Below are 20,283 nucleotides of genomic sequence, written 5' to 3' on the forward strand. Positions count from 1 at the left end.
CAGCGGCCTCGGCGCCGGGCTCACCGCGAACGTCAACATCACCGTGCCGGTGCTCACCCTGATGGGTAAGAGTGAAGAGCCCGGCGAACTCGAAGGCTACGGGCCGATCGACCCCGAAACCGCCCGCAAGCTGGCCGGCACCGCAACAAGCTTCCTGCGCGTCCTCACCCACCCGCACACCGGCATCGTCCTCGACGTCAGCGCCGAACCCTTCCGAGTACCCGCCGCACTAAAGAAATACCTCCGCCTGCGCGACGGAAGCTGCCGCTTCCCCGGCTGCAACCGCTCCGCCGGGCACAGCGACCTCGACCACACCATCGACAAACAATTCGGCGGCCCCACCACCGCCACCAACCTGCACTTTCTCTCGCCGGCCCACCACAACCTGAAGCACTTCAGTGAATGGAAGGTTGTCGCCGACCCTGACGGTACCCTGAATTGGACCAGCCCTGCCGGCAAGCACTACGCCACCGACCCCGCCACCCGAATCAGCCCCCTCCTACAACAAACCGCGCCAGCACCACCTCCGCCGACCGCACCGGCACCACCCCCGCCCAACTTGTGGACATCCGTCTGGAACACCGACAATTCCGGAGACCCTGACCCCCAACCGTTCTAGGTCCTTCGCGGCCGCTCGCAAAGGTCGGGCTCGGCGACTGGGCGAGGCAGACTCACGTTGTAAATTTACATCGCAAGCTAATGGCTTACTCTGGCGGCAAACCTTACATCGCGTAAAATGTAAGCCATGAAAGCCATCGTCACCCTGAGCAGCAAAGGGCAGCTCACCCTTCCCGCAGCGGTGCGCAAAGCCCTGCGGCTTGAGCAAGGTGATCGGCTCGAAATCTCGATTGACGAGGCTGACAACACCATAACCATCGCGCCGATCGCGAACATCGAAACGCTCAGCGCGCGCATCTCCAGTTACGTGACCGTCATCGAGCCCGTAATCGACGTTGATGACTATTACCAAGAACATCGAAATGACGAGCGCGCAGATTGAGCGCTTCTCTGGACGCAAACGTCGTTCTGCGATTGCTGCTCAACGATGTGCCCAAACAGCATGACGCCGCTGTGGCCCTGCTTCAGGCGGGCGGCACCTTTGTCGTCTCGGATATCGCACTCGTCGAGACGGTGTTCGTATTGGGCAGAGCCTACGGACTCACTCGCGAGCAGCAGCGAGAAGCCATTCATGGTCTCGTGATTCTGCCTCAAATCGTCGCAAATGCTTCGCTCTTCGATCGAGCACTGGCGCTGTACGTCAAGCATCCCAAATTGTCATTCGAAGATTGCTACCTCGTGACGTCGGCAGACATGACGGCAAATCAACCGCTCTACACCTTCGACCGCAAACTGGCCAGCCAAACGGATGCTCACCTGCTGGTGACCGCCTAGCAACGCGCCGGTCAGACGTGCTATAGGTCCAAACTCAGCAGATGGTAGCTCAGTGTCTTCCCATGTCCGTCAAGGGTCGGCGACCCCGTCACACCACCGCCGAGCACGCCAGGCAGTTCGAACACAAAACCGGGCAACTGGGGCAGGGCGGTTCGACGCACATCGCCGGTCACCAGATCACCGAAGTGGGCTGAGACCACCGCCCCGGTGAGGCGGGGCAACAAATAGCGAAACGCCTCGTCGTCGCGTGGGAACACCGCCAGAATCAGCGTCGACCCCTTATCGCCGGTGCGAACATCCGCCAACAGATCGAGCGTGGTCATACCGTCACCTCCAGCAGGTGCACGTCGGTGGGCACCAGGTGCCGCGGAATCAGGCATGACCGAATCGACAGCACCTCGGTGACCGAGCGACGGGCCCCGCCCCCCGCCGCCGGTCCGTTGGTGTAGAGGGCCTCGACTTCCCAGCCCACGGCATCCGCTGCGTCAAAACTGGCGGCCTGGGCGGTGACGCGTAGGCGCACCTCGTGGGGGTCGCTGCTGGAGTCCAACCCGCGGAATGCGGCGCCGGCGCCGATGAACTCGACGAAGATGTTCTCGGTGGCCAACCCGTGCACCTCGTGCAACCGCTGCCGCACGATGTCACCGGCGAGCTCGGCGCGCTGAAGCGCCCGCGGGCCGGCGTAGCTGATCTGCCCCTCGCCCACCCAGCCGCCACGAAACCCGAGGGTCACTTTCAGTTCGTCGGGGCGGATGCCGCCGGTCGCGCCCTCGACGGCAACCCGGTCTGGCCCCACCTGGGTGAATGACACCCCGGCGAAGTCGGCCGTCACGTCGGGCGTGAGATACGCGGCCGGATCGCCCACTTCGTAGAGCAGCTGTTCCGCGCAGGTGCGAGTGGTTAGCGTTCCGCCCGAGCCGTCGAGTTTACCGAAGACCGCTGAGCCGTCGGCTCGCACATCGGCGAACGGAAACCCCAGGTGGGCCAGGTTCGGCACCGGCTTGGTCACCGGATCCGCGTAGTAGCCGCCCGTCAACTGCCCGGCACATTCGAGCAGATGTCCCACCGCCGTGCCCGCCCCGAGCGTTGCGTAGTCAGAAGCCTGCCAGCCGAACTCGAATGCGAGGGGCGCAAGGTAGAGAGACGGGTCAGCGAGACGCCCGGTGATCACCACGGTGGCACCGAGTTCGAGCGCGGGAATCACCGCGTCGGCACCGATATAGGCGTTTGCCGAGACGAGTTCCTCGGTGTGCTCCGACAGCGGCCGACCGGTTTCCCAGACCACGGGATTGTGGCGACGCACCTGCTCGAGCACGTCGTCGCCGGTGACGGCGGCGACACGCACCGGGCCACCCGCGACCTCGGCGGCGGTGCGAGCCACGAGTTCTGCGGCGGCGAGGGGGTTCGCGGCGCCGGCGTTGGTGACCACGGTCGTGCCGGTGGCCGTCGTGTGTGGCAGTACCGCACGCATCCGCTTGTCGAGGAGCGGGTCGTAGCCGGCGTTCGGGTCGATCAGGCGACGGGCCTGGCCGGTGGCGACTGTGCGCTCGCCGAGGCACTCGAAGATGAGGTAGTCGAGGTCGCCGTGCTCGGCCAGGTCGCGGGCCGGGTCGATGCGGTCACCGGAGAATCCCGCGCCGGCGCCGAGCCGGAGCGTGGTGCGCGCGGTGCTCACGCTGCCCACAGGGGGATAACGCCGGTGGCGATGGCGACCGCGAGCATGCCAAGGCTCACCAGCCAGGCCCAGCCGATCATGTGGCGAATATGTCGGCCGATGTCGACCTGGCCGAGACCCACGAGCAAGTAGAACGCTCCGGTGAGCGGGCTGATGGGGAATCCCATGGTTTCTTCTCCAATGACTGAGGCCTGCGCGAGGTGAAGTGCGCTGATGCCGAACTGGTCTCCGACGCCAACGAGCACCGGCAGAAAACCGAAGTAGTAGGCGTCGGGCCCGAAGACGAGGCTGAGCGGAACACCGATGATGCCCACGATCAGCGGAAGTGCCGGCATGATCGCGTCGGGAATGAGCAACGCCGTACTCGTGGCCATCGCGTCGATCATGCCGCTGCCCTCGAGCACGCCAAGCAGCACGCCGGCGGCGAGTAGGGTGCTCGCCATCAGCATCGCGCCCTTCGCGTGCGCGTCGAAACGCTCGCTCTGAATCTGGAGTCCGGGGTAGTTGATCACCAGGGCGAGGCTTGCGGCGACCATGAAGACCATCGCGGGGGAGGCGACGGCCGTGATGAGCGTGGCCAGCGTGGCCACGAGCAGAATGGTGTTCACCCACATCAGCTTCGGGCGCAGCAGGGTCGACTGCAGTGCTGCCTGGTCGGTCGCCACGCCGCCCGAGGTGGGTTCAGAAGACAGCTCGGTCGCCATTGGCCGAGAGCGGATGCCTGCAGCGTCCCCGCCGCGTGCGCCAGACCACCCGAACCAACGCGGTGCGGGGGAGAAATCGCCGAGTGCGGCACGTTCCAGGCGGTGTGCTTCTCGACGACCAAGCAGGTAAGCCACACCGAGGGACATCAGGATGCCCGCGATCTGCGCCGGGATGAGCGGCACCCAAATCTCGTTGGCGTCCACGTTTATGGTGGCCGCGGCGCGGGCGGTCGGTCCGGCCCAGGGCATCAGGTTCATCACGCCGGCACCGAGCCCTACGCAGGTGGTGAGCACGAGGCGGCTCATGCCGAGGCGTTCATAGAGGGGCAGCATCGCCGGGATTGCGATCAGAAACGTGGTCGCGCCGGCGCCATCGAGATGGGCCACGATGGCCAGGGCGGTGGTGGCCACGGTCACGGTGGCGGGCGCGCTGCCCGCGAGTTTCACAATGCGGTTGATCACCGGGTCGAACAGCCCGGCGTCGCGCATCACGCCGAAGAACAGAATGGCGAATACGAACATGGCGGTGACGCCCACCACTCCGGAGAGCCCGTCCTGAATGAAACCGGCGATTTCGAGCGGCGAGTTGCCGGCCACGAGAGCGGCGAGAATCGGCACCACCGCGAGCGCGATGACAGCGGCCACATATTGCTTGAGCAGCAGCGCCAGAATGATGGCTATGGTGGCATAGCCCAGAATGGAAAGCATCATTGATCCCCTTAGGTTCCCTCTGAGTCTGCGTCACGAATACCTATGCGAGCCAACATCAGTTGGGCATAAACTCATGCGGATGAGCATAAATCTGACGGTCTCGCATCTGCGTGGCGTCGTCGCGCTCGCCGACTGCGGCAGCTTCACGGCCGCGGCACGATCGCTTGGCCTTGCGCAATCTGCCCTCAGTCGCACGATAGCCGATGCGGAACAGCGCCTGAACGTGAGCCTGTTCGTGCGCACGACACGCAGCGTGCACCCCACCGCCGATGGGCGGGAGGTCACCGAACACGCCCGTCGTATTCTGCTCGGATTCGACGCGGGAATGCGCGACATCGAGAGTTTTCTCACTGGCGACCGCGGTTCGGTGTCGATCGCGTGCCTGCCCTCCATCGCCGCGACCTTTCTCCCGCCGCACGTTCTGGCATTTCGGCAGGCGAACCCGGGCGTGCGGGTCTCGATCAAAGACGGTCTGCTCGCGAGCACGCTCGCCGAGGTGCGCGCCGGCACGGTCGACCTAGCGGTGATCGCCACAACCGGTCCGTTGGCCGGTCTGCAGCAGGAACCCATCGGCACGGACTTCTTCTATTGCTCGGTACCGCGCACCCACCGGTTCGCGTTGCGGGCCTCTGTCGGTTGGGAGGAGCTGGCTGGTGAAGACTTCATTGCCTTCGGCCCCGACAGCAGCATTGAGCGCATCGCTCGGCGGGCCCTCGCCGAGGCTGGCGCGCAACTTGGTTCAATAATTCCCGCCGAGAATGTGGGTGCTGTGGCCGGGCTCGTGGCCGCCGGCCTCGGCATCACCGCTGTTCCCGGCATGGTGCTTCCGATGATGCAATTCGCCGACCTCGCTCACATTCCACTCACTCCTACGGTGACCCGCAATATTTCCATCGCTTACCTGCCCGAGCAGCGCCAGACGGCCTGCACCCGGGCGTTCATCGAGGTTCTTCGGGCTGCTCGGGCCTGAGCGTGTGTCTTCAGTCGCAGCCGAGAATGTCTGACAAGATCTCACAATGACCAACTCTGAGCTGCACACCATGAGTGTCGGGGAACTCATCGACACCTATTCCGGCATCCTCGACGAGCTCCGCCAGCGTGGACTTATTCGCACGAAGAACGCTCCGGTCGGTGACCTTGCGGAGTACGCGGCCTCGATCGCCTACGACGGCATCCTGGAGAAAAACTCCGCCAAGTCGTACGATCTGCTCGCCGGTGACGGCCGTCGCGTCCAAGTGAAAGTGCGGAACGTCGTCGCGGATACCAGCCCATCGCAGATCTTCTCCGCGATCAGGTCTGATGGATATGACGTGTGTCTATTCGTGCTCGTCATAGATAACTGGGTGACCCTGGCAAAGGAATGGTCGCTGGCTGATGTCAAAGTGCATGGTCGTTTCCAGGCGCACACGAACTCCGTCACCGTGCGGATTGGGAAGGTGATGGTGATCGGCACCGATGTCACACTGACACTACAGTCGGCGTGGACAGACATGCGGGCAGTCATGGCCACAGCCGACGATGCCTTGTTGGGATGCTTGTGCCAGTCGGCGGCACTTCCCGGCATTGGGGAGGTCGATGGCTCTATCTGAACGTCTCAACATACGACCAGGCTTGCTCGTCCGAAGCATCCGGCCCCGAACTGGGTGCAGAAGCGTGTCGCATTCGCTGTGGGACGAATTTCCACCCTTATAGGGTAAAAATATGCCCGATCAAGAAACTGCCCAAGTGCCTGATGAACTGTTGAAATCAACGGACGGCGATCACGAGAATGTCGAATCTCTGGCTGACCAGCCCGAACTTGAGATGTCCGAAGAACACGTCGATAGCGAGTCCGCCCTTACACGCGTCTGTTCCGCCTGCAGCGTTCAGTCTCAGACCCAGGGGGAATACTGTCCTAATTGTGGCAAGGGCTTTCTCAAAGCCAATGCGTGGAAAAACCGTAGAGTGCGCGTGGCTGCAATCGTCATTGCGGCCGTGGTGTTGCTCGGTGGGGCCGGCGCGGCGATTGCAACGACTGTCGCGCACAACAATGAAGTCGTAGCCGCAGAAGCGTCTGCGAAAGCAGCACGAATTGAGAAAGATAAGGTGGCAGCACGATTGGCCGCAACGGCAAAAGCCCAAGAAGAGGCCGACGACGCCGAGCGTGCAATCCGTCTATCGATGGTGGGTGAAGTCGAAGGTTCGATCACCACTGATGCGCAGAAAAGAGTCAGTGAAGAGACTCTCGAAGGACCGATTTTGCGGTCGTCCTGTACGCCGCTTGGCGGTGGCTCCACGGACGATCTCACGGCGCTCACCACAACATTTTCCTGCATAGCGATTAGCAAGGAAAATGCTGATGGAACAGCTAGCGGTTACAGATTTTCAGCGACAGTGAACTGGAATGACGGGTCATATACGTGGCACCTTGGTGACTAAATAGGGTGTGCAAAGCTAATCACTGTTTGTTGTTGATAAATGGGGGACCGCTTGAGCCGAACAATTGCACGCGCCTACTACTCATCGCCTGTCCATGAGTTTCTTCGCAAGGACTCGAGCGCTATTGTCGGGCGATTGATTGCGAACGCAAGAAATGTTGAGCAAGCGCAGCTTGTGGCCTGGCAGCAGCAGATCGAAATCCTCAAACGAGAGCTCGCTGTGGATCCGCTGGGCGACGTGTATTTTGAGTTCTCAATTCCGCGAGTTGGCCGGCGAGCCGACGTCGTTGTTGTGAAAGACTCGGCAATCTTCGTACTTGAATTCAAAGTCGGGGCGGAGAGCTTTGACGCCGCTGACATACGACAGGCGGAGGGTTATGCCATTGATCTAAAGAATTTCCACAGCACCAGCGAAAATGTGCCTATTATTCCTGTGCTGATTTGCACGCGTGCGCAGGTATGGGAAGTGGAGCTCGTCTTTAATGAAGATAAAGTAGCGGCACCAATTCGCACAAACGGCCACAATCTCGGGTGGATTCTTTCAAGTGTCGTGGGAGAAGCCGACTTTGCGCCCATTGACGCCACGAAATGGGCGGGTGGCACATATAATCCCACGCCGACGATTATTGAAGCGGCACAGTATTTGTATGCGAACCACAGTGTTGAGGAAATAAGCCGGAGTGGAGCGACAGCTGAAAACCTGTCGCTAACAACTGAAACAATTCAAGAAGTAGTGCGAAGCTCTCGCAAATGGGGCAGGAAGAGTATCTGCTTTGTCACTGGGGTGCCGGGATCGGGCAAAACCCTCGCTGGCCTGAATATCGCAACTGTTCTTGACGATGAGGACCAGCTATTTGAACAGGACTTGGCGGTGTTCCTGTCAGGCAACGGGCCCTTAGTGACGGTACTTCGGGAGGCACTGGCCCGCGATACTAAGTTGCGTAACCCTGAGGCATCCATTACCAGTGCGCGGCGAGAAACCGAACGATTCATTCAAAATGTTCACCACTTTCGGGATGAAACGATGCGCGACCCAAAGGCGCCGCGTGAGCGCGTAGTAGTTTTCGATGAAGCGCAAAGGGCCTGGGACAAAGCGCAGACCGTGAAATTCATGTCGCAGAAGAAGGGGATTGTAGACTTCGATATGTCAGAGCCGGAATTCCTGATAGGAGTGATGGATCGGCACGTCGATTGGTGTGTTGTCGTTGCTTTGATTGGGGGTGGACAAGAAATCAACACTGGCGAGGTCGGTCTGCCGGGCTGGTTCGACGCCCTTAAGTTGAAATATCCCGAATGGGATGTGTACTTCTCTTCCCAACTGTCAGACGATGCCTACGATGGTGGGGACCTTGACTTTGCTGAGCTTGCGTCGAACGTAAGAGTCGCAGAATCAAGGCCGGGGCTTCATCTTTCGACGTCGATGCGGTCTTTTCGGGCCGAATACCTTTCACGCATGGTTCACTATTTGATTAACAATGAGCCAGACTTGGCTCAATTTGAATATCGGAAATTCCAGGCGGACTATCCGATATATATTACTCGAGACATTGGCGATGCTCGCGCATGGCTGATTCGCCAGAATCGCGGAACAGAATCGCGCGGCGTTCTCGCCTCCTCGGGCGGAATGCGGTTGCGACCTTATGGAATTCACGCGTCGAATCGCCTGGAACCGGCGCAGTGGTTCCTCAACGAACCATTGGATGTCCGTTCGAGCGATGCTATGGAGCTCGTTGCAACAGAGTTCGACATCCAGGGTTTGGAGCTCGACTGGTCCCTCATCGGTTGGGACGCGGACCTGCGTCATACCGGGGGAGAGTTTGAACACTGGCAGTTCAAGGGAACGGCATGGCAGGCCCGCCGTAGTGCCAGCAGTCAACGATTCTTAGAGAACGCCTATCGCGTACTCCTTACTAGAGCTCGCCAAGGAATGGTCATTTTTGTGCCAAGGGGAGATGCGAGCGACCCTACGCGTGCATTCGAGTTCTACGACGACACCTACAAGTACCTGCGTAAGTGCGGGCTGAAGGGCTTGACTACCCGCGACACGATTCCGGCACTTCCTGTCTGCGACGGCGAATGAGTAAATCCGTATGCGAGTAGGGATGGCGTCGTCCCCGAGATGGGCGCGTCCAATGCATGAGGTCCCCATCCGTGGGCCGCGCCTGAGACCGAAGTGTAGTTATTGTTCGAAGCATGTGTCAAAGCCCGAGGCGGCTAGTTCCGCTTGTTTCAAGAATATGGCCTGACGGAGAAAGCGGACGTGAATATGGTTTTAGGGAGTCGATCATGATTTCATCAATGATTGTGTCGCAAGTTGCTGGTATCGCTGCCGTAATGCTGTGGGCGGGTATCTTGCCATTCGCTGCCTCGTGGATGCTTGACGGCGTCGTGCAGATTTTTCGGGGCAACGGACTCAAGCTATTCTTTATGGGTCTGGGCTTTGCCGTGCTTGTTGCCGGCACGGGCTATTTCGCGCGCCAGTATGGTTTGGATGCCTCCGACGCTCCCGCCAGCTCGATTGAAGGCTTGAATTCCCTCGCCCAGACGATCCTCACATTCACAGTCCCGCTTGCCCTCATCGCGTTCGCTGCGCGCACGATCAAGCTTCTACTCAAGTCTCGATGACCAAACACGCCCTCGAAATATGGCAGCCCTCTGCCTGGGGCAAGGCACTCACCGGTTCGGGTGGCTGGCAACTTTCCCTCCACGACGACATCGTCGCGGTCACCATCGGCGGTGCTGCCGTTGCGACTGCCATCGAGGATATCGACACCGTTGTCGTCAGCCGCGGCATGTTCTGGAGCCAGATCGAGCTGCAGGTGGGGGAGCGGGTGAACCGGCTCCGCGGCATCCGCTCGAAAGATGCCGCTGCGTTTGAGCACGCCTTCACGTCGGCGCGGCAGTCGTTACAGCTTCGGCAGCTCACCGCCGAGTTCGACGCGGCAGCCCGCCAGGCGACACTCTGGCTAAACAGCTTCACTGCTTCGCTCACTGAACACCTGCGCACTATGGGCTGGATCACCAGGGAATTCAGCACCGAATGGGCCGCGCGCAAGTCTGCCGTCGGCTTCAGCCACCTGCTCGACGAGAAGTCCTTGCGACCGCATATAGCAGCCCAGCCGGCCGACATCGCCGACACGATTGCTCACTGGTCAGAAGACATGTTTGCCGTCATCGCGCGTGAAAATCAGAACCATCTCGAGCGGGAAGCGGATGAGTGTCGGGAATTCTTCGACAACGTTGAATCGTCGCCTCTGACCCCAGAGCAGACCCGGGCCGTTGTCTGCTTCGACAACCGGATGCTCGTTGTCGCCTCTGCTGGTTCGGGCAAGACCTCCACGATGGTCGCCAAAGCCGGCTACGCGCTGCACCGCAATCTCATTCCGGCCGACAAGATACTCATGCTCGCCTTCAACTCGGCGGCAGCCAAACAGCTGCAGCAGCGCACCCGGTACCGCCTCACCCCGCTGGGGCTTGACGCCGACAAAGTTGTTGCTCGCACGTTTCACGCCTTCGGCCTCGACATCATCGGTCAGGCAACCGGCAAGAAGCCGTCGTTGGCGCCGTGGCTCGAAGGTGGCAAGGGCATCGAGCAGCTGGGTCGGATCGTTGACCGACTGAGGGCCACCGATGTCATGTTCCGCTCGGAGTGGGACTTCTTTCGCGCCGTGCTGGCCCGCGACTACCCTGACGACAACGGCGAGAAGGTCGACGCAAGTGAGGGTTTTCAGACCTTGCAAGGCGTGCCGGTCCGGAGCCCTGCTGAGCGAATAATCGCGGACTGGCTCTTCTTCAACGGGGTCGACTACATCTACGAGAAGCGGTACGAGATCGAGACCGCCGACGCCGAGCACGGGCAGTATCGGCCAGACTTCTACTTTCCAGATATCAAGACATACCACGAGCATTGGGCGATCGATGCAGATGGATCGTCGCCCTTCGAAGGCTACCTAGACGACGTCGCGTGGAAGCGCAAGGTTCATCGCACCAACGGAACTACGCTTCTCGAGACAACGCGAGGTGAGCTGTACGGCGGCACCGCACTTATCGCGCTCGCGAAACAACTAACCGAACTCGGGATCACACTTCAGCCCGACCCCGATCGGCTCGCCGCCGGCCAGAAGCCGGTCGAGAACGCACTCCTGCTTGGCACATTTCGCACTTTTCTAATCCATGCCAAGAGCAATTGCCTCACCGACGAGCAGCTCAGGGAGAACCTCGCCGTGCTCGCTCACGGCCCCGTGCGGTACCGCGACGCGTCGTTCTTGAGACTGTTCACCGCCATCCGTCGGGAATGGAACGCGCAGCTGGCTGCCGACGACTGCATCGACTTCGAAGACATGCTCACGCTATCGGCGCAACACCTCGAGGCCGGCGACTGGGATAGCCCCTACGATCTCGTGATGGTCGACGAATTTCAGGACGCAAGCTTTGCCCGCGCCCGCCTGGCTCGAGCGCTCGTGGACGCACCCGGACGCTATCTGTTCGCGGTCGGCGACGACTGGCAAAGCATCAACCGCTTCGCCGGCGCCGATGTCTCGGTCATGACTGAGTTCGAGAGCTGGTTCGGCCCGAGTGAGACCATGCGCCTCGAGCGCACCTTTCGATTTCCGCAATCAATAGCGGATGTCTCCAGCGCCTTCGTCATGCAGAACCCCACACAGATCGCGAAGAGCGTCGTTTCGTCAACTGCCGAGTATGCGCCGACGGTAGAGATCATGTCGGTCGAAGCAGAGAGCGCTGTCGCCCTGGCCATCCGTCACCGTTTGACGACACTGCATGGCCGCGTGGCGAGCGGCGCAATCCCCGGCGTACCGGGGCGCAAGGTCTCGGTGCTCGTGCTCGGCCGGTATCGCCACCAGAGCAGTTATTTGGAGGGGTGCAAGCCCCTCACGGATCTGCTCGACATCTCGTTCATGACCATCCACGCCTCGAAGGGTGGAGAGGCCGACTACATCGTGATGCCCGGCCTGGTCTCAGGTAAATGGGGATTCCCGAGCACTATTCCCAACGACCCGGTCTTGCGCCTCGCTATGCCGGCCGCTGAAGAATTTCCGAAGGCGGAGGAGCGGCGCCTCCTCTATGTTGCGCTGACCCGCGCGCGGCGTAGCGTGTTGCTGGTGACAATCGACAAGCGCGAATCTCGCTTCGTCATGGAACTCATCCGCGATCAGGCTGTGCTGCGCACGAATGCGATCGGCGAGGTGCTGCACTCGATTGTCTGCCCGCGCTGCGGCCGCGGATTCATGGTCGAACGCACGAGCAAGAGGGGCCCCTTTCTCGGCTGCCGCCGCTACCCGCGCTGCAAGGCGACACTCTCCATCGACGGCAGCCCGTCGGTGCCGATCGTGAAGCCGGCTACCGGGTACCGCAAACCCTTCACGCCGTACCGCCGCAACCGCTGACGACCCTTCGTCCTTGAACGTTGTGTGAGCGCCAGCCCCGTCCCGCCGTGAGCGGTCTGCGGGCCTCTCGGCGGGGGAGCAAGGCCCTGCGCTCTGAGTCGCCAGAACGTCTCTAAATCGGCCCTGTCCGAGGGCCGCGGGCCGGCTACGTGTTAGCTAAAGTGCGAAGTGCGGGGTGAAGCCCGCCTCGCGCATTCAGGACGCTTGTTGGAATGCACGGCCATTCAGCCGCGCGCCCTGCAACTGGATCGAACGCGTCGAGCTAGCGAGAGGACAGCCAGCATGCCGTCAACTTGGCAGCCATCCGCATGGGGCAAGGTCCTGACCCGCTCCGGTAACTGGAAACTCGCCCTCCACGGCGACAGCGTCACGGTTACCCTGAGTGGCGTCGCTATCGTAACCGCGGTTGAGAACTTCGATGCTGTCGTCGTCACTCGCGGCGTGTTCTGGAGTCAAATCCGGCTCGAGGTGGGGGAGTGGGTGAGTCGGCTTTACGGCATCCGCTCCAAGGATGCTGCCGCGTTTGAACGAGCCTTCGCCGCGACGCTTGAGGCGCTGCAACTTCGGCAGCGCACTGCAGAGATCGATGCGGCAGCCCAACGAGCGAGCCTTGGGTAACCTCGTCGACGTTGCCAACCTGCTCGACACTAAGGTCACGCTGCTCGTGGCCGCCGACCCGGACTCCCTCTCGGGCAAGGCGCGCAAGGCCCGCGACTACGGAATCCCGATCGTGGGGGAGACTGCCATGGCGCGGCTGGCCGGGGCCTTCCCGCCGCGCTGATTCCAGGTAGCGCCGGACGGTGCCGCTGTCGTGGAGATGCTGTGGCGTTGACTTTATCGCCGAATTCCTCATAGGCTATCGACGAAGGCATATGTCGTTGCACGCAACATATTACGCGACGGCGGCGGAAAGCAACCACCTCAGGTTGCACTCAATGAGGAGTACACCGATGCAGATGCATGTGAAACGAATGGCAACCGGGATTGCGGCGGTGGGGCTGATGCTCAGCCTCGGCGCCGTCGCTGCACCGGCAACTGCCGACGATGACGAGTACAAGGTGCTGGTGGTCGGGGAAACCCTCGGGTTTCGACACTCGCACATCGATGACACAACGCTCGCGGTGGCCAAGCTGGGCCAGCAAAACGGTTTCACCGTGGACGTGTGGGATTCGCGTCAGCCAGCACTGACCCTAACGTCCACTCCATTCACCACGGCCAAGGACCTGTCGCAATACGCAACCATCATCTTCGCGTCACCGGTGGACGCTACGAACAACCTCGACCCACTCCGTCCGCGGCTGCTCGACGACGCGGAGTTGTCGGCGTTCCAGGGCTACATCCGAGGCGGCGGCGGCTTTGTCGGTCTGCACGCCGCGACGGATTCAATGCACACCGTGCCCTGGTACAGCGACCTCACCGGGGGCGGCGCCCGCTTCCTCGGCCACCCGGCACAACAGACGGCCACACTGCATGTCGAGAGCCCGAATCATCCGTCGACGTCGATGCTGCCGGCAGCATGGGAGCTCTTCGATGAGTGGTACAACTTCACGTCCAACCCCCGCGACAGCGTGCACGTGTTGATCACCCTCGACGAATCAACGTACAACCCGGGTAGCGGCGCGATGGGCGCCGACCACCCCCTCTCCTGGTGCCAGAACTTCGAGGGCGGACGCTCCTGGTACGAAGGCGCTGGACACGTCGACGCGAACTACTCCGACCCGATGTTCCTCGCCCACATTCTCGGCGGCATCGAATGGACGGCCGGCGTCGTCAGCGGCGGCGGCGACTGCGTCACGTTCGGTGAGGTCGACAAGGTTCTGGCAGGGTTGGATGACGGCTCCCAGAAGTACACGAAGCTCTCCGCTCAGCTGGCGAATTACCTCGACAACGCCGAGATCGCAGCGGATGCTGGCGACCACGCCGGTGCAGCGGCGACGCTCCGCAAGGCCCAGGCCAAGGCGCACGGGCTTCAGGACGACGTGCTGGTCTCTAAGCTCGGTAACCTCGTGACGTGGCAGCGGGGTTTGGGTTCCTAAACCCACGACGCGGCGGTCGTGGTGGTGGATCTCCCCGCGTGTCTTGGAAATACCGGTTTTAGCCGTCCGTCGGCCAGCTTGCTGGGCTCCGATGCAACGACTACGAAATGTCGACGATCTGCTTGCCGAGCGGCATGAGCGCCACGGGGATGAGCTTGAAGTTGGCGATGCCGAACGGGATGCCGATGATCGTCACGCAGAGGGCGATGCCGGAGAGCAGATGTTCGAGGGCGATCCACCAGCCGGCCAGAATCACCCAGATGACATTTCCGAGGAGGGACGCGGCGCCCGCACCCGGCGCCTCAACCACGGTCTTGCCAAACGGCCAGAGCGCGTAGACGCCGATGCGTGCGGCTGCGATTCCCCACGGGATGGTCACGATGAGAATACACATGATGACGGCCGCCAGCATGTAGCCGAGGAACAGCCAGAACCCCGACAGTACGAGCCAGATGATATTGAGAAGAGTCTTCATGGTGGCTTCATTCTCTCAGGTCGGTGCTGCCCAGTACGGCACGATCCCCGGTCTCCGGGCAAGATAGGGCCATGGCCCACCGTCAATCAAAGCCGTCCGATGCCGACCCCGCGACTGACCGGGCGGATAGGACCTGCGCGTCGTGCGGCCGTCGCATCGAGTGGCGCGCGAAGTGGGCCAAGAACTGGGATTCGGTGAAGTACTGCTCGGCCGCGTGCCGGTCACACGGTGTCGATGCCACCGACCTGCAGCTCGAAACGACCATCGTGACGCTGCTCCAGGCGCGGGCGCACGATTCCACGATCTGCCCGTCTGACGCAGCGCGAGCCATCGGTGGCGAGGAATGGCGCGACCTGATGGAGCCGGCCCGCCGAGCCGCCCGCCGCATGGTCGCCCGCGGCGAACTGCAGATCACGCAGCGCGGAGTCGTGGTCGACCCGTCGACGGCGAAGGGCGCCATTCGGTTGCGCACGCCGCGCTAGGTGGTCAGGATCCGGGGCCGGCGGCATCCGCTAAGTAAGGCGTGTCGACGACCTGCTTGGCATCGCGCCTATCGTGGCTTGACATCAGGCGCGGCCTTGCCGGCGGCCGAAAGTACTGCCTGTCGCGCGAAGGCGGAAATCGTCTGGCCGTTCTGGGCCGCTGCGCGGGAGATATAGTCCAGGTCGTCTTCAGCGAGACGAAACTGCACAACCGGGGAGTGCTTGCCGTCGCGGCCCGGAGATTTGCGACCAGGAACGAGATTTCGCCGGCGGGCCTTGGCTAGTGCGTCGGCGGCAATTTCGGCAGCGACTTTGTCGGTTAGCCTGCGACCATCATCAAGGATGAATTCCTCGCGGTCAAGATCGATGTCGGACACGACGGCGTCCTTGCTCACCACAAACTTCGCCGGGTCAAGATTGGTCATGGCATCTTCCTGTATCCAGTCGGCATAGCGTGAATCACCGCGATACCTGAACGTCTATTGTCGGGAACGGCAACGATTCCCAATTCCACGCCCCGATCGTCTAAGCCCACGTAGATCAGGGCATCGCCCTCCTCCGTCGGCAGGCCAGCGTCAGAGAGGGCGGCAAGAATGTGCGCGTTTCCTATTCTGTGTTTGCGTGCGGCTCTCGTGATTCTAACCTGCATTAGCTCTAGTGTGTACGACACATAAGAAAATTGCACGAGGATTTACTTGATCAACAATGTGCGTGGCCATAGAGGCCGTGCGGGGTATTTTGGCAAGACCCTGCGTCACCAGGATGTCGTAGCCGGCTTCAATAATCATGGCTAGACCATAGGTCCGGCCGACGTGACGAACGGTGGCCTGAAGGACTTCTGTGGGTAACTGGCCCCGTGGACAATTGCCGACGGTGGTTTGGCGCACGCCGTGGCAGCGTGCCGATCACATGGTGTCAACGCTAGGGCGGTGAAGAAGTACGTGCAATCCGCGCGCGGTCGACCTTGGGCAAATATCCTGTTGGTATGACGAAGCCGCCAAACCAAGACTCCAAGTCTGACAACGTTTCCGACTTCGCCGAATTCAAGGCACGGCTCGACGCCGCGACACCGGGCTCTGGAGCGCCCTCTGTGAGCGCTGCCATGCGGGACCTCCCAACTTGGGCGTTCCCCGAGCCGCCGCTGAAGCCGCTTACGCTAAAGAAGCCGCCGGCCACTCCGGTACAGTTTCGTCTGCGCGTTGACCTCACCGGTTCGCAGCCGCCAATCTGGCGGCGGCTGACTCTCCCGTCAAATATGACTCTTGACGTTCTGCACGCTGTGCTGCAGACATCTTTCGGCTGGACCGACAGCCATCTGCACCGCTTCGCGCTGACCGGCGACCGCTACGCCCGTCAGACTCAGGGCATCCTGACCCCCTACGACATTGCGGAGGGTGAGGAGGGAGTGTTGGAGAGCGAGCTGCGGCTCGACCAGCTCGTGGCGAAGAAGGGTGATTCTCTGCTCTACACCTACGACTTCGGCGACGACTGGGACCACACGCTAAAAATTGAAGAGGTGCTGCCGGGGACAGATGCCGCGGTGCGCTGCATCGACGGTCGTCGCCAAGGCCCCGCTGAAGACGTGGGTGGAATCCATGGCTGGGAGCGCCTTCTGGCGGTGGCCGCAGGCACCATGGCTCCTGACTACCCGGAGGAACGGGAGATCGCCTTCGAGATGGGCCTGCACGCGTTCGTTGACGAGATCGGCCTCGCTGAGATTAACCGGGGCTTGGAGCGGCTGGCAGGGGCGCAAGCCGCGCTCATTTCGTTGCGTCAACAGTCAAATGCCGGCGACGAGCCATCCCCACTCGTCGTTCTCCTCGCGGGCCTGAGCGAACAGGCGCAGCGGCATCTCGCCGGCTATCTTGCGGCGGCGAAAGTGGAGGAGCCGGTCGAGGTTGGGGAGCCCGAGGCGGCGGCAGCCACCGCAGTGATTCGTGCCTTCCTCGAACATGTGGGCGACGGCATCCGCTTGACCAGCGCCGGGTATCTTCCGCCCGCCCACGTCAAGGTGCTGATGCGAGAGCTCGACATAGACAAGCGCTGGCAGGGCGAGGCGAACCGGGAGGCGCAAACCTACCCGCTACTCATTCTGCGCGAAACGCTGACGCAATTTGGCCTGATACGCAAGTATCGGGGCGAGCTGCGTCTGACAAAGCGTGGTGCGCAACTGCGCAATGCACCCGTGGAACTTTGGCACCACGTTACGGCACGCCTTCCCGTGGAATCCACAGATTACGGCCACGATTGCGCGCTCCTCCTGCTGCTTCTGGTTGCCGCCGGTGAAGCCGGGGAATGGGAGCGCACGCGGCAGTCACTCGACTTGCTCACCTCCATGGTGGGGTGGAGTTTCGGCGGGCGTGGTCGCTACGGAAACGAGTCGGCTCTGAGCGACGCCTCGGATACCCGAAGAGTGCTCGGCTGGGCGGGAACGGGAGGCCTGCTGCCGCCGCTGGGTATGGCGTCGCACGGGCTCGAAGCGGATGCCGCCCGTAGGCTCGCGCGCGCCGCGCTGATCATCTGGGCGTGAGCCCTGCAAGTGAAGTGATGCCGGGTTCTGGATATCTATATCGCCCGACCTGCATGCGCTGGCGGCGATATCCCATCAGATCTAGACTTAGTCAAGTGGACTAAGTACGCTGGCTGCATGACCGAGATCGTGAACATCCACGACGCAAAGACCCAACTATCGCGGCTGCTTCAGCGCGTCGAGGGTGGGGAGCGGGTTGTCATCGCCCGGGCTGGTAAACCCATCGCCGACTTAGTTCCTCATCAAGGCGGCAACGGGCTGCAATTCGGGGCGCTCCAGGGCCAAATTTGGGTGGCCACAGACGCCTTCTCGTGGCCAAACGACGAGATCGATGCCATGTTCTACGGAGCTCCCACACCTCTGCACACTGATGATCCTTCTTGACACCAACGCGCTGCTGTGGGTGCTCGGCGATCCGAAACAGTTCGGGGCGAATTCCCTCCGTCTGTTGGCCGAGGCCGACGAGGTCTACTCGTCTCCAGTTTCGCTCTTCGAGATCTCGATCAAGACAATGCTGGGCAAACTGATCGTTCCGCCGGACTTCGCCGCTGTGGCTCGCGCCAATGGGATCCAAGAATTACCGTTGAACCACCGCCACGCTGAGGCTGTGGGAGTCTTCCCTGAACTCGCCCGACATGACCCGTCCGACCGGCTGATTCTCGCGCAGGCATACGTTCAGGGCATGACCCTCCTCACGTCCGATCGGGCCTTGATCTCGTTGGGGCGACAATTCGTGCGCGACGCCCGGACGTGATCAATCAGAGTGACCACCGAGACGAGGAACGATCGACATGACAGTGACCTGCGACATGATGGTCTCGGAAGACGGCTACGCGGCCGGCGTGAATCAGAGCCTTCAGCATCCGCTCGGAGAAGGCGGCGAACGACTGGCGCGCTGGCGATTCGAGCGGCCCGACGAGAACACCGCTGAGATCGCCGCCATCGCCACCGCGGGCGCCTACATCATGGGGCGCAACATGTTCGGGCCCGGCCGCGGCGAGTGGGACGACGAATGGAGGGGCTGGTGGGGCGATGACCCGCCCTACCACGCACCGGTGTTCGTGCTGACACACTACCCGCGAGCCCCGCTCGTGCTGGCAGGCGGCACGACCTTCACGTTCGTCACCGCCGGCATCGAAGCGGCGCTCGAGCAGGCTCGCGCAGCTGCGGGGGAGCGCGAGGTGGCGATCGCGGGCGGGGCCGCCACTGCGCGGCAATACCTCTCAGCCGGGCTGATCGACGAACTGCGGCTGCACGTGGCGTCGGCGGTGCTGCGCGCCGGCGAGCCGTTGTTGGTGGGTCTCGATGACCTCAAGCTTGAGAAGATCAGCTCGGTGCCGCGGCAACTGGTCACCCACGTCACCTACCGGGTGGTGTAAGACACTGCTAGGGACGCGATGCATCCGCCGGTCGTACTGCTCCAACGCGGTCCCGCCATTCGTGGGAGCATGACGCATGACCAACTTCGTGAGCGAGATCGTCAACCAGACTCCCCAGCAGAGCGACTGGTGGCTCAACGGCGGCGGCTGGTTTGTACTCGCTCTCGTCAATGCGGGCCTCGCCGAACAGAAGAACCGGTCGCGCTGGAACTGGTTCGTGGTCTCGCTGTTTCTGGGGCCCATCGCCACCTTCCTCATCGTGGTGTGGGAGCCAGTGACCCAGCCGTCACTCGAACTTCGAAATCCGATAACCAGTGCCGACGGACGCTATCTCACCCTCGCCCTTCTGACTCTGGTGGTCACGGCTGGCGCGGTGCTCTTCGCCGTGCTCGGGCAGACCTGGTACATGTGGGTGGCCAGCGGTGTTGGTGCTGCGGCTCTCGTGGTCTTTCTCGTGCTGTTTCGGCGTGCACGCGCCAAGCGGATGCTGGCCCGGGCGCACGCTAACCGCGCCTGACAGCGTAGGTAGGGCGGCACCAGGAAGTTTCTGATCCCCGTGTCGAGCATGACGGGCGGGGCGCGACTAACCGATCAGTGTCAGCATCAGGCGTGACTCCTCGAGCGCTTCGACCTCGTGCTCGAGGCCGGCATCGAGCCGCAGTAGGGCGCCAGGCACCAGGTCGGTGACCTGCCCGCCGGCGGTGACGCGCAGGCTGCCATCGAGGGCTTGCATGAGCAGAATCTTGGGTGCCGAGTGCTTCTTGAGCGTGAACCCGGCTTCGAACGTGAGCACGACCACGCGCACGCCGGGGGAGGCGAGAACCGTGCTGTGCCCGAGCCGGCCGGGTTCGACCGCGGCGTCAGCCCGAACGTTCGGGATGTGGGTGAGGGGCAGCGTTGTGTGTTCCATGATTCCACGCTAGACCCGTAGCCGCCGATCTCTCGATCGATGGTAGTGGCTAAAATCGACCTGGCTGGGAGCCAGCCCTGAGCATCCGTTTAAGTGTGTCGTTCGCAAGCATCGCTGGGTATCGTTGAGCTATCGCTGTATATCGTTCGCAGTTCCTAGAGGAGGCA

24 protein-coding genes are annotated in these 20,283 nt (G+C 62.0%); 18 read left to right on the top strand and 6 right to left on the bottom strand.

The features are described 5' to 3' along the window. The 3 genes from BMW72_RS07935 to BMW72_RS07945 form a co-directional block, all read left to right on the top strand. Positions 1–619, top strand: a 619-nt coding sequence (locus tag BMW72_RS07935; protein WP_139175907.1) for an HNH endonuclease signature motif containing protein, incomplete at its 5' end; no start/stop codon positions are given. Positions 620–745: 126 nt separating this feature from the next. Next, on the top strand, positions 746–1,000 hold the full coding sequence (locus tag BMW72_RS07940; RefSeq protein ID WP_092109173.1) for an AbrB/MazE/SpoVT family DNA-binding domain-containing protein: 255 nt from the start codon (positions 746–748) through the stop codon (positions 998–1,000). Next, on the top strand, positions 997–1,392 hold the full coding sequence (locus tag BMW72_RS07945) for a PIN domain-containing protein (protein ID WP_092109176.1): 396 nt from the start codon (positions 997–999) through the stop codon (positions 1,390–1,392). Before BMW72_RS07940 ends, BMW72_RS07945 begins: the two co-directional genes overlap by 4 nt. 20 nt (positions 1,393–1,412) lie before the next feature. On the opposite strand, the gene BMW72_RS07950 is transcribed toward BMW72_RS07945, so the two are convergent. The 3 genes from BMW72_RS07950 to BMW72_RS07960 are packed head-to-tail and all read right to left on the bottom strand — an operon-like array spanning position 1,413 to position 4,482. Next, a complete protein-coding gene (locus BMW72_RS07950) occupies positions 1,413–1,715 on the bottom strand; it encodes an AtuA-related protein (protein WP_092109179.1) in 303 nt (100 codons plus the stop codon). Then, on the bottom strand, positions 1,712–3,067 hold the full coding sequence (locus tag BMW72_RS07955) for an acyclic terpene utilization AtuA family protein (protein ID WP_198416316.1): 1,356 nt from the start codon (positions 3,065–3,067) through the stop codon (positions 1,712–1,714). The genes BMW72_RS07950 and BMW72_RS07955 overlap by 4 nt, the downstream gene beginning before the upstream one ends. Beyond that, positions 3,064–4,482 (bottom strand): CitMHS family transporter, encoded by a 1,419-nt coding sequence (locus tag BMW72_RS07960; protein WP_241983809.1) that lies wholly within the window; start codon positions 4,480–4,482, stop codon positions 3,064–3,066. The genes BMW72_RS07955 and BMW72_RS07960 overlap by 4 nt, the downstream gene beginning before the upstream one ends. 79 nt (positions 4,483–4,561) lie before the next feature. On the opposite strand from BMW72_RS07960, the gene BMW72_RS07965 reads away from it, so the two are divergent. From BMW72_RS07965 to BMW72_RS07995, 9 genes are all read left to right on the top strand, one after another. After that, complete coding sequence (locus BMW72_RS07965; protein WP_166787672.1) at positions 4,562–5,452, top strand: LysR family transcriptional regulator; 891 nt, start codon at positions 4,562–4,564, stop codon at positions 5,450–5,452. Between the two features lie 46 nt (positions 5,453–5,498). Next, a complete protein-coding gene (locus BMW72_RS07970) occupies positions 5,499–6,071 on the top strand; it encodes a DUF6998 domain-containing protein (protein WP_092109191.1) in 573 nt (190 codons plus the stop codon). A gap of 112 nt (positions 6,072–6,183) precedes the next feature. Next, positions 6,184–6,900, top strand: coding sequence for a hypothetical protein (locus tag BMW72_RS18385; RefSeq protein WP_134450318.1), 717 nt, complete (start codon positions 6,184–6,186; stop codon positions 6,898–6,900). A gap of 51 nt (positions 6,901–6,951) precedes the next feature. Then, positions 6,952–8,979 carry a DUF2075 domain-containing protein gene (locus BMW72_RS07975; protein ID WP_198416317.1) on the top strand — a complete coding sequence of 676 codons (2,028 nt, stop codon included), beginning with the start codon at positions 6,952–6,954 and terminating at the stop codon, positions 8,977–8,979. 206 nt (positions 8,980–9,185) lie between these two features. Then, positions 9,186–9,524: a hypothetical protein gene (locus BMW72_RS07980; RefSeq protein WP_134450319.1), complete on the top strand. Its 339-nt coding sequence runs from the start codon at positions 9,186–9,188 to the stop codon at positions 9,522–9,524. Beyond that, positions 9,521–12,304, top strand: coding sequence for a UvrD-helicase domain-containing protein (locus BMW72_RS07985; protein WP_092109200.1), 2,784 nt, complete (start codon positions 9,521–9,523; stop codon positions 12,302–12,304). The genes BMW72_RS07980 and BMW72_RS07985 overlap by 4 nt, the downstream gene beginning before the upstream one ends. Positions 12,305–12,586: 282 nt before the next feature. Beyond that, entirely contained in the window at positions 12,587–12,922 is a 336-nt protein-coding gene (locus BMW72_RS07990) for a hypothetical protein (protein WP_092109203.1), read from the top strand. Next, positions 12,915–13,085 carry a hypothetical protein gene (locus BMW72_RS18390; RefSeq protein ID WP_198416319.1) on the top strand — a complete coding sequence of 57 codons (171 nt, stop codon included), beginning with the start codon at positions 12,915–12,917 and terminating at the stop codon, positions 13,083–13,085. The genes BMW72_RS07990 and BMW72_RS18390 overlap by 8 nt, the downstream gene beginning before the upstream one ends. 190 nt (positions 13,086–13,275) lie before the next feature. Next, on the top strand, positions 13,276–14,340 hold the full coding sequence (locus tag BMW72_RS07995; protein WP_166787673.1) for a ThuA domain-containing protein: 1,065 nt from the start codon (positions 13,276–13,278) through the stop codon (positions 14,338–14,340). A gap of 100 nt (positions 14,341–14,440) precedes the next feature. Here BMW72_RS07995 and BMW72_RS08000 read toward each other — a convergent pair whose 3' ends face one another. Continuing rightward, a complete protein-coding gene (locus tag BMW72_RS08000; protein ID WP_092109209.1) occupies positions 14,441–14,815 on the bottom strand; it encodes a YccF domain-containing protein in 375 nt (124 codons plus the stop codon). 71 nt (positions 14,816–14,886) lie between these two features. Between BMW72_RS08000 and BMW72_RS08005 the strand changes: the two genes are divergently transcribed. Next, positions 14,887–15,297 (top strand): DUF2256 and DUF3253 domain-containing protein, encoded by a 411-nt coding sequence (locus BMW72_RS08005; protein WP_092109212.1) that lies wholly within the window; start codon positions 14,887–14,889, stop codon positions 15,295–15,297. Between the two features lie 68 nt (positions 15,298–15,365). Here the strand turns inward: BMW72_RS08005 and BMW72_RS08010 are convergent, their stop codons facing one another. Continuing rightward, entirely contained in the window at positions 15,366–15,722 is a 357-nt protein-coding gene (locus tag BMW72_RS08010) for a hypothetical protein (RefSeq protein WP_092109215.1), read from the bottom strand. 665 nt (positions 15,723–16,387) lie between these two features. On the opposite strand from BMW72_RS08010, the gene BMW72_RS08020 reads away from it, so the two are divergent. From BMW72_RS08020 to BMW72_RS19235, 5 genes are all read left to right on the top strand, one after another. After that, the gene (locus BMW72_RS08020) at positions 16,388–17,827 is read left to right on the top strand and encodes a plasmid pRiA4b ORF-3 family protein (protein WP_166787674.1); all 1,440 of its coding nucleotides are present in this window, start codon (positions 16,388–16,390) and stop codon (positions 17,825–17,827) included. 117 nt (positions 17,828–17,944) lie between these two features. Next, positions 17,945–18,211, top strand: a complete 267-nt coding sequence (locus BMW72_RS08025) for a type II toxin-antitoxin system Phd/YefM family antitoxin (RefSeq protein ID WP_092109616.1) — start codon at positions 17,945–17,947, stop codon at positions 18,209–18,211. Next, on the top strand, positions 18,198–18,581 hold the full coding sequence (locus tag BMW72_RS08030) for a type II toxin-antitoxin system VapC family toxin (protein ID WP_166787675.1): 384 nt from the start codon (positions 18,198–18,200) through the stop codon (positions 18,579–18,581). Before BMW72_RS08025 ends, BMW72_RS08030 begins: the two co-directional genes overlap by 14 nt. Positions 18,582–18,618: 37 nt before the next feature. Further along, positions 18,619–19,206 carry a dihydrofolate reductase family protein gene (locus BMW72_RS08035; protein WP_092109227.1) on the top strand — a complete coding sequence of 196 codons (588 nt, stop codon included), beginning with the start codon at positions 18,619–18,621 and terminating at the stop codon, positions 19,204–19,206. Between the two features lie 76 nt (positions 19,207–19,282). Then, positions 19,283–19,723 carry a hypothetical protein gene (locus BMW72_RS19235; protein ID WP_241983810.1) on the top strand — a complete coding sequence of 147 codons (441 nt, stop codon included), beginning with the start codon at positions 19,283–19,285 and terminating at the stop codon, positions 19,721–19,723. A gap of 66 nt (positions 19,724–19,789) precedes the next feature. Here the strand turns inward: BMW72_RS19235 and BMW72_RS08045 are convergent, their stop codons facing one another. Beyond that, positions 19,790–20,116, bottom strand: coding sequence for a cupin domain-containing protein (locus tag BMW72_RS08045; protein WP_092109230.1), 327 nt, complete (start codon positions 20,114–20,116; stop codon positions 19,790–19,792). Positions 20,117–20,283: the final 167 nt, after the last annotated feature.

This window comes from Cryobacterium luteum (assembly GCF_900110125.1).
GTDB classification, from domain to species: Bacteria; Actinomycetota; Actinomycetes; order Actinomycetales; family Microbacteriaceae; genus Cryobacterium; species Cryobacterium luteum.

Bases quoted from the DNA above. Each gene is read 5' to 3' on its own strand.
- BMW72_RS07940 (WP_092109173.1), top strand. From the start codon at position 746: ATGAAAGCCATCGTCACCCTGAGCAGCAAAGGGCAGCTCACCCTTCCC.
- BMW72_RS07950 (WP_092109179.1), bottom strand. From the start codon at position 1,715: ATGACCACGCTCGATCTGTTGGCGGATGTTCGCACCGGCGATAAGGGG.
- BMW72_RS07960 (WP_241983809.1), bottom strand. From the start codon at position 4,482: ATGATGCTTTCCATTCTGGGCTATGCCACCATAGCCATCATTCTGGCG.
- BMW72_RS07965 (WP_166787672.1), top strand. From the start codon at position 4,562: ATGAGCATAAATCTGACGGTCTCGCATCTGCGTGGCGTCGTCGCGCTC.
- BMW72_RS07970 (WP_092109191.1), top strand. From the start codon at position 5,499: ATGACCAACTCTGAGCTGCACACCATGAGTGTCGGGGAACTCATCGAC.
- BMW72_RS18385 (WP_134450318.1), top strand. From the start codon at position 6,184: ATGCCCGATCAAGAAACTGCCCAAGTGCCTGATGAACTGTTGAAATCA.
- BMW72_RS07980 (WP_134450319.1), top strand. From the start codon at position 9,186: ATGATTTCATCAATGATTGTGTCGCAAGTTGCTGGTATCGCTGCCGTA.
- BMW72_RS07985 (WP_092109200.1), top strand. From the start codon at position 9,521: ATGACCAAACACGCCCTCGAAATATGGCAGCCCTCTGCCTGGGGCAAG.
- BMW72_RS07990 (WP_092109203.1), top strand. From the start codon at position 12,587: ATGCCGTCAACTTGGCAGCCATCCGCATGGGGCAAGGTCCTGACCCGC.
- BMW72_RS07995 (WP_166787673.1), top strand. From the start codon at position 13,276: ATGGCAACCGGGATTGCGGCGGTGGGGCTGATGCTCAGCCTCGGCGCC.
- BMW72_RS08000 (WP_092109209.1), bottom strand. From the start codon at position 14,815: ATGAAGACTCTTCTCAATATCATCTGGCTCGTACTGTCGGGGTTCTGG.
- BMW72_RS08005 (WP_092109212.1), top strand. From the start codon at position 14,887: ATGGCCCACCGTCAATCAAAGCCGTCCGATGCCGACCCCGCGACTGAC.
- BMW72_RS08010 (WP_092109215.1), bottom strand. From the start codon at position 15,722: ATGACCAATCTTGACCCGGCGAAGTTTGTGGTGAGCAAGGACGCCGTC.
- BMW72_RS08025 (WP_092109616.1), top strand. From the start codon at position 17,945: ATGACCGAGATCGTGAACATCCACGACGCAAAGACCCAACTATCGCGG.
- BMW72_RS08030 (WP_166787675.1), top strand. From the start codon at position 18,198: ATGATCCTTCTTGACACCAACGCGCTGCTGTGGGTGCTCGGCGATCCG.
- BMW72_RS08035 (WP_092109227.1), top strand. From the start codon at position 18,619: ATGACAGTGACCTGCGACATGATGGTCTCGGAAGACGGCTACGCGGCC.
- BMW72_RS19235 (WP_241983810.1), top strand. From the start codon at position 19,283: ATGACCAACTTCGTGAGCGAGATCGTCAACCAGACTCCCCAGCAGAGC.
- BMW72_RS08045 (WP_092109230.1), bottom strand. From the start codon at position 20,116: ATGGAACACACAACGCTGCCCCTCACCCACATCCCGAACGTTCGGGCT.